Origin of the sequence: Sphingobacterium sp. UME9, assembly GCF_014170215.1 — a bacterium.
Classification (GTDB): domain Bacteria; phylum Bacteroidota; class Bacteroidia; order Sphingobacteriales; family Sphingobacteriaceae; genus Sphingobacterium; species Sphingobacterium paramultivorum.
The window spans coordinates 1,215,390-1,229,914 of record NZ_LZZP01000003.1 but is presented as its reverse complement, the minus strand read 5'-3'; the positions used below and the strand labels follow the sequence as shown (position 1 = coordinate 1,229,914).

The 14,525-nt window shown below is 38.8% G+C and carries 14 protein-coding genes; 8 read left to right on the top strand and 6 right to left on the bottom strand.

The annotated features are described in order from the left end of the window. Positions 1-103: 103 nt before the first annotated feature. The gene (locus A9970_RS06800) at positions 104-1,126 is read left to right on the top strand and encodes a bestrophin family protein (protein ID WP_153844648.1); all 1,023 of its coding nucleotides are present in this window, start codon (positions 104-106) and stop codon (positions 1,124-1,126) included. A gap of 6 nt (positions 1,127-1,132) precedes the next feature. Here the strand turns inward: A9970_RS06800 and A9970_RS06795 are convergent, their stop codons facing one another. Next, positions 1,133-1,591, bottom strand: a complete 459-nt coding sequence (locus A9970_RS06795) for an Lrp/AsnC family transcriptional regulator (RefSeq protein ID WP_153844647.1) — start codon at positions 1,589-1,591, stop codon at positions 1,133-1,135. A 144-nt stretch (positions 1,592-1,735) separates the two neighbouring features. Here A9970_RS06795 and A9970_RS06790 point away from each other — a divergent pair, with 144 nt between their 5' ends. Together A9970_RS06790 and A9970_RS06785 are read left to right on the top strand one after the other, a co-directional pair. Next, positions 1,736-2,941, top strand: a complete 1,206-nt coding sequence (locus tag A9970_RS06790) for an aminotransferase class I/II-fold pyridoxal phosphate-dependent enzyme (RefSeq protein WP_182981744.1) — start codon at positions 1,736-1,738, stop codon at positions 2,939-2,941. A gap of 208 nt (positions 2,942-3,149) precedes the next feature. After that, on the top strand, positions 3,150-4,334 hold the full coding sequence (locus A9970_RS06785) for a metallophosphoesterase (RefSeq protein WP_182981743.1): 1,185 nt from the start codon (positions 3,150-3,152) through the stop codon (positions 4,332-4,334). 35 nt (positions 4,335-4,369) lie between these two features. Here A9970_RS06785 and A9970_RS06780 read toward each other — a convergent pair whose 3' ends face one another. Both A9970_RS06780 and A9970_RS06775 read right to left on the bottom strand, forming a co-directional pair. Next, positions 4,370-4,774, bottom strand: coding sequence for an NUDIX domain-containing protein (locus A9970_RS06780; RefSeq protein WP_182981742.1), 405 nt, complete (start codon positions 4,772-4,774; stop codon positions 4,370-4,372). 99 nt (positions 4,775-4,873) lie between these two features. Continuing rightward, positions 4,874-5,701, bottom strand: a complete 828-nt coding sequence (locus A9970_RS06775; protein ID WP_259655338.1) for an ankyrin repeat domain-containing protein — start codon at positions 5,699-5,701, stop codon at positions 4,874-4,876. A gap of 236 nt (positions 5,702-5,937) precedes the next feature. Between A9970_RS06775 and A9970_RS06770 the strand changes: the two genes are divergently transcribed. Both A9970_RS06770 and arr read left to right on the top strand, forming a co-directional pair. Beyond that, entirely contained in the window at positions 5,938-7,149 is a 1,212-nt protein-coding gene (locus A9970_RS06770; RefSeq protein ID WP_182981741.1) for an amidohydrolase, read from the top strand. A gap of 225 nt (positions 7,150-7,374) precedes the next feature. Continuing rightward, a complete protein-coding gene (gene arr, locus A9970_RS06765) occupies positions 7,375-8,118 on the top strand; it encodes an NAD(+)--rifampin ADP-ribosyltransferase (RefSeq protein ID WP_182981740.1) in 744 nt (247 codons plus the stop codon). Between the two features lie 32 nt (positions 8,119-8,150). Here the strand turns inward: arr and A9970_RS06760 are convergent, their stop codons facing one another. After that, on the bottom strand, positions 8,151-8,735 hold the full coding sequence (locus tag A9970_RS06760; protein WP_182331914.1) for a hypothetical protein: 585 nt from the start codon (positions 8,733-8,735) through the stop codon (positions 8,151-8,153). Between the two features lie 323 nt (positions 8,736-9,058). After that, positions 9,059-9,625, bottom strand: a complete 567-nt coding sequence (locus A9970_RS06755; RefSeq protein ID WP_182981739.1) for a YceI family protein — start codon at positions 9,623-9,625, stop codon at positions 9,059-9,061. Positions 9,626-9,824: 199 nt separating this feature from the next. Here A9970_RS06755 and A9970_RS06750 point away from each other — a divergent pair, with 199 nt between their 5' ends. Beyond that, positions 9,825-10,880, top strand: coding sequence for an NAD(P)-dependent alcohol dehydrogenase (locus A9970_RS06750; RefSeq protein ID WP_075992814.1), 1,056 nt, complete (start codon positions 9,825-9,827; stop codon positions 10,878-10,880). Positions 10,881-10,918: 38 nt separating this feature from the next. Here A9970_RS06750 and A9970_RS06745 read toward each other — a convergent pair whose 3' ends face one another. Continuing rightward, complete coding sequence (locus A9970_RS06745) at positions 10,919-11,365, bottom strand: N-acetyltransferase (RefSeq protein WP_220801531.1); 447 nt, start codon at positions 11,363-11,365, stop codon at positions 10,919-10,921. Between the two features lie 323 nt (positions 11,366-11,688). Here A9970_RS06745 and A9970_RS06740 point away from each other — a divergent pair, with 323 nt between their 5' ends. Together A9970_RS06740 and A9970_RS06735 are read left to right on the top strand one after the other, a co-directional pair. Next, positions 11,689-12,633, top strand: coding sequence for an aldo/keto reductase (locus A9970_RS06740; protein ID WP_182981738.1), 945 nt, complete (start codon positions 11,689-11,691; stop codon positions 12,631-12,633). 140 nt (positions 12,634-12,773) lie between these two features. Beyond that, positions 12,774-14,489, top strand: a complete 1,716-nt coding sequence (locus A9970_RS06735; RefSeq protein WP_182981737.1) for a hypothetical protein — start codon at positions 12,774-12,776, stop codon at positions 14,487-14,489. Positions 14,490-14,525 lie beyond the last annotated feature (36 nt).

Sequence of the window (14,525 nt, the reverse complement as noted above, 5' to 3'; positions counted from 1 at the left end):
GGGATAAAATATCATCGTGCCGAAAACAATTTAGCGTATTGGACAGTTACAATTTAAATTGTACTTTCATAACGTTTTTAATAAAGGAAGATATTTAATTTTTATGATCACAACCAAGTATTTTAATCATCGACAAATATTTAATTTAGCGGGTGCACATTTAATATGGCTGACGCTTTGGTGCTCTCTGGTGGCGGTCATCTATTATTTTTTTAATTGGCAGTGGATGATAATTCCCTGGGTACCATTGGCTTTGATCGGAACCGCTGAGGCTTTTTATGTCGGGTTTAAGAATAATCAGGCCTATGATAGACTTTGGGAAGCCCGGAAAATCTGGGGTGGGATTGTCAATTCAAGTCGTTCTTTCACGGCAATGTTATATGCCTTTGATACCCAGGATGGTGATCATACCGATTTGGAGGAGCGGAGGAAAAGGATTGCCTATCGCCATATCGCTTGGCTATACACTTTTCGTGAGCAGTTGTTGATCCCGACAGAATGGGAGCACATCAGTTTGAAAAAACACTTTGGTTCAATGAATGTTAAACGGAACAGGCTGATAAAGGCTGGCTTTCCTGATTACAGTAGAACATCGATTTTTTTACGCAAATACCTTTCTACAGATGAGTTTAAGCTGCAGAGCACATATAAAAATTTTGCAACTTATTTGATTTCTAAACAAGCAAAGGAAGTTAATGCATTGAAAAATGATCAAATCATTTCGGATTTTAACCAAACGCAACTGCAGAATTGCCTGAATCAATTTTACGACTATCAAGGTCAGGCAGAAAGAATCAAAAAATTTCCTTCACCGAGACAGTTTGCCAGTACAGCATTTGTCTTTAATGTCATTCTCATCATTCTGCTCCCATTGGGCCTAGTAAATGAATTTGCGAAATTGGGCGACTGGGGGATATGGACGAGTATTCCTTTTTGTGTGGTAATTGGATGGATTTATATTGTGATGGAATTGGTCGGCGATTATACCGAAAATCCTTTTGGAGGACTCATGTTTGATGTGCCTATGCTTTCGATTTGTCGAACCATAGAAATTGATGTGTTGCAAATGGTGGGAGATGAGGATCTTCCGGAGGCAATTGCATCGAAAAATGGTGTTTTGGTTTAAATTTTCTTACAGATCTATTGCTATTGTATTTTTCACCTCAGCGATCATAAATGAGCTATGGGTGCTTGCGATATGCTGTAGGCTCGTTAACTTCGTTAACATAAAACTGCGATAGTCTGCCATATCCTGGACACAAATCTTTAGGATATAGTCGTAGTCGCCACTCACGTGGAAACACTCGGTTACCTCCTGAAGGTTCATGACCTCTTTTTCAAATTGTAAGATATACTCCTTTTTGTGCTGTGTTAATTTTACGTGGCATAATACGAGGAAATCTTTTGCTATTTTCTTTTTATCAAGTATGGCGACATAGCCTGCGATAATTCCAGTATTTTCGAGTTTACGGACTCTTTCATAGACCGCAGTTACGGACAAGCTCAGTTTGTAGGAGAGTTCTTTGGTCGTTTGTTTGGCATCTTCCTGTAGAAAACGCAATAGCTTACGGTCAATCTCGTCGAAGTGCATAGATTTTTTTTTGGTTTTTACTAGCTCGTTTTAAATCAGCTAGATGTTTTAACTAATTATTGTTTGTATAATAGATTTATATTCTAAGATAAGTAAAATTACTTGTAATATAATTTGAAATATCTCAATTTTAAAGATAAAAACATGGAAAATTTTAATGCAGCAAATGAAATTCAAGATTTGCAATACTTTGGTGAGTTTGGAGGAGTGAACCCGTCAATTTCAGATAGCTCCACCTATACTTTTCTTTCCGCTAAAAAGATGTTCGACACATTTGAAGGGAATGCGGAAGGCTGTTATCTCTATTCAAGGCATTCGTCGCCGATGAATTTGTATTTGGCACAAGCCTTAGCTAAAATGGAGGATACCGCTGCGGCCAATGTAACATCTTCTGGGATGGGAGCGATTACAACAGTTCTTTTACAACTATGTAAAAGTGGTGACCATATCATTTCCAGTAGGACAATCTACGGTGGAACTTATGCCTTTCTTAAGAATTTTCTCCCGCCTTTCCAGATTGAGACGACATTTTTGGATATTAATGATGCCGAAGAACTCGAAAGATCGATAAGACCTAATACAAAAGTGCTGTATTGTGAAAGTGTGAGCAACCCTTTATTGCATGTGGCAGATTTAAGAAAACTTTCGGCCATCTGTAAAAAATACAAGCTAAAACTGATTGTCGACAATACGTTTTCTCCATTGTCCATCTCGCCAACACTTTTGGGAGCAGACATTGTCATTCATAGTTTAACGAAATTTATCAATGGCAGCAGTGACACTGTCGGTGGGGTTTATTGTGGAAGTCAGGAGTTTATTAATGAAACAAAAAATGTGAACACAGGGGCCTGTATGTTATTGGGGCCAACGATGGACAGTTTACGTTCGGCGAGTATATTGAAAAATTTAAGAACACTTCATATACGGATGAAACAGCACAGCTATAATGCGATGTATCTTGCCGAACGGTTTGAGAAAGATGGACTAAAGGTATCTTATCCGGGCTTGCAGTCGCATCGAGGTCATGAATTAATGAAAAACATGATGCATGAGACCTATGGTTTTGGGGGCTTAATGACAGTTGATGTGGAAACAACCGAAAAAGCCAATGAATTAATGGAACTGATGCAGGCTGAAAATTTAGGGTATTTAGCCGTCAGCCTAGGATTCTATAAGACGCTATTCTCCTGTTCAGGTAGTTCTACGTCGTCAGAAATTCCTGAAGAAGATCGTTTAAAGATGGGCATTTCAGATGGATTGATCAGGTTTTCCATTGGCCTAGATCAAGATATTGAGCGTACTTATCAAAAAATGAGAGCATGCATGCAAAAGACTGGAATTTTGGAGTAATGAGCAGCATTTCGGTTGGATCATTTATGGGATAATCAGACATCTTGACATGTTTTGGAGGAAACTATGCGAGGTTTTCTGATTGATTGGAGTGCAAAAAGTTTCAATTGTCATATAGACATCACTATTTACGATGATAGGGGCTTTAACAGTCGAAAAATCTCTTTTGGCATATCATTAGCAATTTAAAATCAATATTTTAGTTAATATGGCAAAGAGACTTTTACTGATATTATTCCTATTTGTTTTGGGGGATATCTATTTTTTTCAGGCGTTCAGTACGGTTATTCATGGTTCAATTTGGCACAACATGTATTGGGGCATTGATATCCTGTTGTTTTTTGGTGTTTTTAGTTTAATTTTTTTACGGAGAGCGGGTTATGATGTCCAGGAGACAGCGACAAGTTTGATCACGGCATTTTTAATTGTTTTCATACCGAAATTGCTTGCTGTTCCCTTTTTATTTGTTGAAGATCTGATGCGTATTTTTCGTTCCTTCCCTCCACGTAGTATATTTTTGAGTGAGGTTGTATTGTTTTTGGCGGGGGCCATGTTATTGGTTATTTTTTTCGGTTTAACGAAAGGTCGTTATTTCTATAAAGTGCGGGAGGAAGTATTGAGTTTTCCTGATCTACCTATGGCGTTTGACGGTTTTAAAATTACGCAGCTGTCGGATATTCACTCTGGTAGTTTATCTGATATCAAAAGGGTACGTAAAGGTATCGAATTAGCCAATGCACAAAACAGTGATCTGGTATTGTTTACGGGTGATCTAGTCAATAATAAGGCTTCCGAAATGGAACCCTGGGTTTCGGACTTCAATCGATTAGAAGCTCCTTCGGGCAAGTTTTCAGTCCTTGGAAATCACGATTATGGAGATTATGTGCAATGGGAAAGTGTTGAATCAAAAGCCTTAAATTTGAATAGGCTCAAGGAAATTCATCATGAAATGGGATTTAAATTGTTGCTAAATGAATCGATAGCGATAGAAAAGCAAGGTGAGCATATTTCGTTAATTGGTGTTGAAAATTGGGGAAAAGGAGGGTTCCATCAATATGGTGATCTCGCTAAAGCAACCCTTGGATTGGACGGGGATACCTTCAAAATTTTGATGTCTCATGATCCTTCACATTGGGATCATGTTACTTTGGACTATAACCAACATGTCCATCTGACGCTGGCGGGACATACGCATGGTATGCAGTTTGGGATAGAATTATTTGGGTTAAAATGGAGTCCAATTCAATATTTTTATAAACAGTGGGCTGGACTCTATCAAAAACAAGGAAAATATCTTTATGTCAACCGTGGTTTTGGTTTTCACGGCCTAAAAGGTCGGATAGGTGTTTGGCCTGAAATTACGGTTATTACATTACGGAAAAGCGTTGTCTGATATTTTGGTATGAGAAACAACGCTCATCTGTTCTATCAATCGATAAGGTTCATTTCCTTTAATCGGTGAAAGATAATCTGATCTACGGCAGAAGTCCTATGTTTGTCCTTATAGGTTAACCATTCAAATGTCTCGATTTCATTCGCTGGATGCAATACTCCTTCGAAATCAGAAAAGTAGCAGATCATTCTTACGAGCGTATCTTGATTTCGTCCATCGGCGATTGCTTCAAAGGTGCCCAAAAGGCGCATTGATTCTTCGACGATGTGCACAGAAAGCTCCTCCAGTATTTCTCTTTTTAAACAGGTAATATCGGATTCATTATTCTCTCGTTTACCACCAGGAAAGTAAAATTTTGTTTTAGTCTTGGAACGTGTGCTCAGGATTTTCCTATCTTTAATGCTAATTAAAGCAACTTTGTCTATTATTTTATGCTGCATATTGCAAAACTAGCCATTGAGAATGAAAAATCAGATAGCATAGTGAGATACTGCTTGAAATTTTATTCAAATTTAAGTTATTTAAAGGAAGATGAACCTTTATATTTCTGATGTTAGTATCTTAACAATTTCTTTGAAGCCTCTTTGTTTTGCGTGTTGCAAAGGGCTTGTGCCATTGAAGTCAGGAATATCCAATTTTGCCCCAGCATCTTTTAGAATCTGAATAATTTCCTGATATTTTTTACTTCCGTCACCGAGTACAACTGCTTCCATCAAAGCAGTCCATCCTAAACGATTGACATGGTCCAAAGGGAAATTTTTGGTATTGGCCAATAATCTTACCGTTTCTACATATCCACGTTCACAAGCCGGGATTAAAGCTGTGCCATTATATCGATTAAATAAATCAAAGCGAGCGCCGTGATCTAAGAAAAGTTTGACGAGTTCAATTTGCCCACTTGCTCCTGCGTATAAAAATGGGCTATCCATATTGTCGGCCTGAAGGTTGACATCGGCACCATATTCTACCAATAACTTAGCCATTTCAATATTTCCGTTGTTTGTCGCGATAAGTAGAATAGAACGTTTATTCGTATCTTCACTATTCACGTTGGCATTATTTTCTAGCGCTTTTTTCACTCCCTGTAAGTCATTTTTGGTGACCAATTTAATAATCTCTTCCTTGGACGGATTTTCAGTATATGAGTTTTCGGTTAATGCCGATCGGCACGAATTTGTTATGCTCATCATTATCAGGAGTATTAAAGTTGTTTTCATCATTTTATTGTGCTGTAATTTTTTCGATAAAGCCGAAGAAGCTTCGCTGTTTAATACAAAAATAGTAGCTAAGGCTGTTTTTACAATGTGGTTTTCATTCCATCTGTTGGACAATTTATTACTACAGTGTATTTTAAGTGTCGTTCTCATTGGTCTCATGCTGGCTGAAAGCACATTCGTTGTAGTTTCACCTTATGCATACTGTTGAGCAAAAGTCGGCGCTGTGATAAATTGTTCAAGTATCGAGATGTATTCTGCAAAAGATCTGGGAGAATCATTGCGACCTTTGTTTTGGTGATACTGAATAATAAAAGTGGAAAAATAATACCGTTTCTATTGTCCGGTAATTTTTAGAGAAAAAGAAAAAGAATATTATCAAAATAAATATGAAAGCTAAAACATATATTTTAAAAAACGTACGGCTTGAGACAGGATTCGAGTTTGATGGAAAGGAAGTTATAAGCACAAATACGGCTTTATTCTGTGTAGAAGTTGAAGAGGGTAAGATCAAAGGAATCAAACCAAATACCGCAAATGCTAATGCGATCGATGCAAAAGGACATTTGATGTTGCCGGCTTTTAAGGATATGCATGCCCATTTGGATAAAATGTTGTTTGGTCTGCCATGGGAAGCTGTATCGCCAACACGGCATACCGTAAAAGATATGATCGCGTATGAGCAGAAGATGATCCCAGAATGGTTAAGCACCTCAGTCGAAAGAACGGGCAAAATGCTGAATTTTCTGCAGGCATACGGAACTGATTTTATTCGTTCACATTTCAATGTTGATCCAACATCTGGACTAAAATCGTTAACAAATTTGGAAAAGGCACTTGCATCGAAAAAAGACACGGTAGAAGCGGAGCTGGTTGCTTTTCCACAGCATGGCCTCTATTATACGGATACTTTACCCATTTTGAAGGATGTTGCAAAACTGGATGCTGTTAGTTTCATAGGTGGAGTAGATCCGTACTCTTTGGACGGAAGTATCGAAAAAAGTATGGAGCAGATTACACAGTTGGCGCTTGATAACAATAAGGGAATTGACATACACCTCCATGAAATGGGAGAAAGTGGTATGAAGACAATCGAGTTTTTGATCGAGCGTACATTGGAAAACCCCCAATTAAAAGGGAAAGCTTTTGTTAGCCATGCTTTTGCACTTAGTCGTCTCACAAATGTAGAAGCTGAAAAAATTGCGGCACGTCTCGCAGAGGCGGGTGTAGGAATTGTGTCCTCTGTGCCCTTTGGCAATATGATTATGCCTATTCCGACACTTCGGAAATATGGGGTGGAGGTTTTGATTGGAAATGACAATATTCAGGATCACTGGAATACGTTTGGCTCGGGAAACATGCTGCAGAAAGCGAATCTTATTGCTGAACTTTATGGTTATGGAACAGAATTCGGCTTATCTAGAACACTCGCTTTCGCGACACGTTACAAATTGCCTTTGGACAATACTGGAAATCAACAATGGCCGAAAGTGGGTGATGAAGCAAGTATGGTTTTTGTTGATGCAAGTTGTTCCGCTGAAGCAGTTTCTCGTATTTCACCGGTGACTTCCTTGATACACAAAGGCAATATTGCATTCTAAAGAGATCGACTATTGGATAATTTAGCTGCTCTCTGGAGGTCAACTGTTCTCAGGATTCCAGCGAGAAATATTGAAAATAAGAGAACAATTTTGTTGAAGAGCCGGTTATTCTTAATAACTGGCTTTTTACATACAGAGCCTTGCTTAAGTCCTGATGTTACTAAGGGTGTTCACTTATAACTACAGCGAGGATAATATTCGGTTGAATAGATAATAATTTATACGATGGAATTTTCACCATTTAACGGGGTTGTCAAACTTTGCCTAAAAGGCATACAATTGGAAGAAAACGGTAGACACGATGAAGCGCTGTTCTTTTTTGCAGAGGGTTATCGGGAGGCAAGCGATGACCATGAGAAGTTTATTGCAGCCTATTTTGTATCCCGGCAGCAGAAAACGGTGTCGGATCGTTTGAAATGGCTGCACATAGCCTTAGATCACGCATTGGTAATCGGTGATGATCGAGCTACCAGTGCGTTGCCCGGAATGTATTTGAAGATTTGTGCCTGTTACACAAGTTTAGGAGAAGAAGCAATGGCAAGTGAATATGCTAGATTGGCCTCTTCTTATAAGAACATTCCCTTTGATAAGGGACCTTTTTATCACGGTACAAAAGCAGATGCACAAATCGGCGACTTATTGGTTCCAGGCTTCAATTCTAACTATCAAGCCGACTTCAAAATGAATCATATTTATTTTACAAGTATGATGAATGGGGCCGGACTTGCAGCGGCCCTGGCAAAAGGTGAGCGCAGCGAGCGGGTATTTATTGTTGAACCTACCGGTGATTATGAGCATGACCCTAATCTGACGGACCAGAAGTTTCCCGGAAATCCGACACGTTCCTATAGATCTGAATTTCCATTAAAAATTATAGGTGAGGTTGCTGAATGGGCAAAACCAGGTGTTCAGGAACTTGAAAAATTTCGTGATAAACTAGATCAGAATGATGGCGAGATTATCAATTAAGAAACCAAGAGCGGTTGCTCCGGCAATCGGAATTATGTCTTACTGATAACAATCTTACTGATGACTTCAAAATCTGAAATTCGATAATCGTCGTCAAAAAATAACCCGTTGATATAACGTTGTATAGGATAGAACAGATCGGCCGGTGTATCACCGAAAAACGTTTTGAAATCGTTCGGAATAGAATACAGATAATTGTATTGCCCTTTACCCAAACTGATACCGCCGATCTTTTTGAGATAACCCGTTATCTTATGTTTATTTTTGTTGGAGAATGCTTCTTTCGTCTCTATAAAATAATCTTCAATGTAAAAATTACGGATATCCTGAAGATTAAGTATGCTGTTTGGAGCAGGTTTGATACGTCTTGAATAGGATACATCAACCAAAATACAACTGGCTTTATGCGCTTTCGCGAGATCAATAAAGTAGCCTTCATCGACCATAAGGTGTTTACTGTCTTTATATACACCGAGCAGCATTTCATTGATCTCCCGATCCGAATAATCGGATATATTAGAAGATCTTCCCAACTTTTCAAATGCGAGGTCACTTTCACTCCAATTTTTTCTAATTCTATTAAGCTCGTGCTGTTGAAAAGTTTTTATTTTCTCCATATATAATTTGTCTACCCTTACTTTAGCGAGTTTAAAGATAATTTTAAAACTTTACTTTTATCAATCTTATCGCTTGCTAAGTGCAATTTGAATCAAATCTAATTTAACAGAGTCTTTGTTTAATGTTGTAGTACAGCGCTAATGCGCTATTTCTGAGGAAGAATAAGTGCCGCACTGTTGGATTTTCCATGCCGGTATGAGGTGACATCACAGCCTTAAGTAGTCTGTGTGTAAAAGCAGCTCGAGTAAATTATGTCGATTCTCGGTGCGATTATTCAATGAAGGAAGAGCCGCCTGTATTAACAGAGGCTCCTACGAAGTTTTTACTTTACAGCCTTAAGCACGATATCTAAGGTGAATTCATCATCGATGGCGCGATTGCCTAGGTCGGAGAAAAAGCTTGCTGAACGATACTGTATATCAAAGTCCAGCCGATTTACCTTAACTCCTATAGCTTCAGCAGAAAGTCCATCTGCAGTTGTGGTGACTTTTGCTGGAAAGGAGATCGATTTTGTTTTATTCTTAATCGTCAGATTACCGGTTATGATTGGAGTGCCTTTGCTATTATCAACTTTACTGATGACAAATTTGCTGCTAGGGTAGGTAGGCACATTGAAGAAATCTTCATTTTTTAGGTGCCCGGTCAATTTAGATGCGTCAGTACAAGCCATGGAATTCATATCTATGGTAAAACCTCCGCCGGTAATTTTTCCTTTTTCTGTCTGTACCGTGCCTTCTTGTATATTGATTGTTCCCACATGTCCCCCGACAACTTTTTTCGCATTCCATTTGATCGTCGAATTTTGCGTGTTCACTTTGTAGCTTATCTTTTGGGCGAAGGCCATTGATGTTAAGCAAATAATTGCTAGCGTTAGACTGGTTCTTTTCATTGAAGTGATTTATATGAACTCAAATATACATGGTCTTGTGCGGATACTTCTATGTTTAAACTTGTTTTTTTGTTTGCGCAGTGTCAAGATTGTGCTTGCCTTTCTTTATTCGTCATCGATACCCGCTAACTTAGTACAACGTAAATAGGGGATCGAAGATATCTTCGTATCCAAATTGTGGTCTATAAAAAAAGATAATATGATTAAGTCGAAAGGTTATGCGGCGAAAGACAGTAGTTCTCCACTTGAATATTGGGAGTTTGAAAGGAGGGAGCTTGGTGCAAACGATGTTTTAATAGATATCTTGTACAGCGGGATCTGTCACTCCGATATTCATCAAGTACATGATGAGTGGGGTGGAACACAATACCCAATTGTTCCCGGGCACGAAATTGTTGGTCGGATAAGTGCAGTTGGTCCTGGAGTGACTAAGTTCAAAAAAGGTGACCTGGCAGGTGTCGGTTGTATGGTTGCTTCCTGTGGCGAATGCGATAACTGTAAGTCAGACCAACAACAGTTCTGTTCAGAAAAAAAGACCGTCTGGACGTACAACAGCAAAGATGTGATGCATGATCACAGCTTTACTTTTGGTGGTTATAGCAATAATATTGTTGCGGATGCAGATTTTGTGCTGCATGTGCCGGAATCTTTGGACATTAAAAAGGTGGCACCGCTACTCTGTGCTGGAATCACCACCTATTCGCCATTAAAAAGATGGAATATTAGCAAGGGGCATAAAGTTGGTGTGTTGGGCTTAGGCGGATTGGGACATATGGCTGTTAAAATTGCAGTGGCAATGGGGGCAGAAGTCACAATGATAAGCCATTCACCACGCAAAAAGGACGATGCCGCTCTACTTGGAGCACACAAATTCTTAAATACCCATGAGGCCGATGAAATAAAGGAATTCTCCTCGTATTTTGATTTTATTATTGATACCGTATCGGCACCACATGACTATAACCTCTATCTTGCATTATTGAAAACAAAAGGAGTTTATATTTGCGTGGGGATTCCAGCTGCACCCATGGAAATTAATGGACGCTCAATCATGGGGGGAAATAAGATCCTAACGGCTTCCAGCATCGGGGGAATACAGGAAACTCAGGATATGCTTGATTTTTGTGCTGAACATAATATTCTACCCGAAACAGAAATGATTGATATCGACTATGTAAATGAGGCGTATCAAAGAGTATTGGATAGTGATGTGAAATATCGTTTTGTAATCGATATGTCGTCTATTGAAAAGTAATGAAAAAAACAGGTCGGTTAAAGAGCCGGCCTGTTTTTTTAAATCTTATCCTTGTCTGAGTACTTCATATGATATGAATGCTCGTCTTCTCCGATAATTTCGAAACCCAGACTGAAGTAGAGCTTTTGCGCTTTATTGGTTTTTAACACATGTAATGAAATCGACTTCCTCTCGTAAATTGCCTCATTTATAAGATCTTTTAATATCTTTTTTCCCAGCCCTTTCCCTTGATATCGGGGGGCGATCTGTATTTGAATCAACTCGATATGATCCCGTCCTTTCTCGATTTTCAAAAGCCCGATAGGGATATGGTCATATTCAATGATAGCAGCATGTTCGAATTTGTATTTAATTCTTTGTAGATGTAAATCCATAGCAGTGGGTAAAGCGGCGGCTATTAAATGTGGGGTCATGGTTTTTGCTCTTAGATCTAAAAGAAAAGTCAAATCACTTTCCATTGCTGGTCTATATACTATTGGGATCATGGAAGATTGGGTTTTGTCAATTTAATCTGTTCAATCTATTGAAGGCTTTATCGGACATGTTCAGGACCCGTCATATTGATGTCGGCCATGAGCACTAAGATGACATTTTAGGCTATGAGCACAATCATCCGGCCGAAAGCCTGTTGCAATTTAGTATAATAAATAGTAACTGCGTACTAAATTGCAGTAAAGTACTTTACTCTTTTTGACAATTAGATGTGAAGAATGCTGGCGTGGCTCAAGATGAATACCGTAACTTTAGCTTTATAGCTGTACTTGCATAGCGATTTTTTATTTAAAGGAACAATAAACAGATAATTTCAATGAAAAAGGTAGAAATACAACACACAGATTTGCAGATAGCTCCAATTAATTTTGGCGGGAATGTTTTTGGCTGGACATTAGATGAGCAAAAATCGTTTGAAATGCTAGATAAATTTGTAGGAGCAGGATTTAATTTTATCGATACGGCAGATACCTATTCGTGGTGGGTGAATGGAACCGGCGGGCAGTCCGAAGAAATTATTGGGAAATGGTTAAAAAGCCGTGGTAACCGTCAAAATATAGTAATCGCAACAAAAGTTGGATCCGAGACTAAGGAGCATGGATATGATATCTCAAGGAAACATATTTTGAAATCTGCTGATGAATCATTGCGACGATTGGGAGTAGATCATATTGATTTATACTATACTCACTTCGACGATAACGTAACACCTGTGGAGGAGACATTGTCGGCTTATGCTGACTTAATAGAAGCGGGCAAGGTACGTTATATTGCCGCTTCTAATCTATCGCCGGCGCGGTTAACGGAAAGCTTTGATGTTGCGGAGAAAAATGGTTTTCCTAAATATGTTGCTTTGCAACCGCATTATAATTTGGTAGAGCGTACAGGTTTTGAAACAGATTATGCGGGATTGGTCGAGAAGTACGGCTTGAGTGTATTTCCATATTGGTCACTTGCTGCAGGTTTCTTGACCGGTAAATACCGTACTGAAGCTGACTTTGATAAAACGGCTAGGGGCGGTGGGATCAAAAAATATTTTGATGCTAAAGGTAAAGCTGTCCTGGAAGCGCTCGATGTTATCTCCGAGAAACATGGAACAAAACAGGCTACTGTAGCATTAGCATGGTTGTTGGCTAAACCGCTAATTACCGCTCCCATTGTGAGTGCTACAAGTGAGCGTCAATTGGATACGTTATGTGCGGCGCCGGCTCTTAAATTAGATACGGAAGATATTGAATTATTAAACGAGGTCAGCAAATAAGATCGCGATAAAGAGTAAAAACAAAATCCCCTACATTTCTTAGGGATTTTGTTTTTATCGGGAAGCCGTTCTTAATAGAAGGGCGAGATTGCTTACGTATTTTAACAAGTTTATCGTAAATTGGAGCCTAAATTGATCTTATGAAACAGTTCCTGATATTATTTTCTTTCATGCTTTTTGGTAGAAGTTATGCCCAAATACTTACACCTTATGAACGGGGTAATGGCAATCAATCGGCAACTTTTGAAGAAATGCGGGCATATTATCAGGAATTGGCACAGAAATATACAACAATTCACTATGAAACACGGGGAGAAGACGATAACAATAAACCAATAGATGTTGTTGTATTTAATCCGTTTGGAAAGACTCTGGAAGTGGCTAGGGAAGAGAGGTGCGTTTTATTGGTCAACAATGGTATTCATCCTGGAGAGCCAGACGGTATTGATGCGACTATGATGCTCATGCGCGATTTGGCGACAGGAAAGATAAAGGCACCTCAAAATGTTATTGTTGTTGCGCTGGCGAGTTACAATGTGAGTGGGATGTTAAATCGTGGGAGCTTTTCCAGAGCTAATCAAAATGGTCCTGAAGAGTATGGCTTTCGTGGAAATGCAAGACACTATGACTTAAATAGGGATTTTATCAAGACAGATACTAAAAACTCGCGGAGTTTTCAGCGGATTTTCCAATGGGTCAAACCAGATGTTTTTATAGATAATCATGTCAGCAATGGGGCCGATTATCAGTACACCTTCTCCTATATCTCAACAAACAAAGAACGTCTTGGAAACCTTTTGGGAAATTATTTTAACAGCCACATGCAAAAAAACTTACTCAAGGATCTCCAAAAGAAAGGATTTATGTCTGTTCCCTATGTTAACATCCACAACGATGTGCCCGATGGTGGTTTTCCAACCTTTATGGATTCGCCAAGATACGCAACAGGCTACACGAGTCTATTTAATGTAATCGGAACTGTTGTGGAAACACATATGTTGAAACCTTATCAAGAACGTGTCAAAGCGACTTATGACTATATGCGTTGTAACCTGGATTTTATCGAACAGAATTATAAGGTGATTAAACAAAAAAGAGCTGAAAACCTAAAGCAATATCAAATAGGGAATAAATATGCCATAGCATGGAAGCTTGATTCATCAAAATATGAATCGCTGGAATTTAAGGGCTTCGAGGCAAAATATAAACCAAGTGACGTTTCTTCGAAAGATAGGTTGTGGTATGATAGAAACGCTAAGTTTTCAAAACAAGTTAAGTTATATAATACATATGTTCCGACAAAAGAAGTGACGATTCCATCGTATTATGTCATTCCGCAGTCTGAATGGAAAGTTATTGAATTGTTGACACTCAATCAAATCAAGATGATTCCGCTTAAACAAGATTCTGTTATTGCGGTGGAACAGTATAGGATTAAGGATTTCAAGACAACTTCAAGTCCATATGAGGGGCATTATTTACATTTTGACACCAGTCTCCTTCGGGAGTCCAACAAGGTAAACTTCAATGCCGGTGATTTTTTGGTCCCTTTGAACCAGGACGGTGTGAAGTTTCTGCTGGAAACCTTGGAACCTGAAGCAATAGACTCTTATTTTAATTGGAATTTCTTTGATGCGATCTTAGGACAAAAAGAATACTATTCAGCTTATGTTTTTGAAGATACAGCAGCCAAGCTTCTAAAGGAGAATAAAGATTTAAGATCTGCCTTTGAACGCGAAAAGATGAACAACCCTAAACTAGCCGCAAGTAGTAGCGCGCAGCTGGATTGGATATACAAACATTCACCTTATTATGAAGAGTCACATCTTCTTTATCCCATTTATCGCATCAATTGATGATGGTGGCTTCTTAGATACATGTCTGCATCAGTC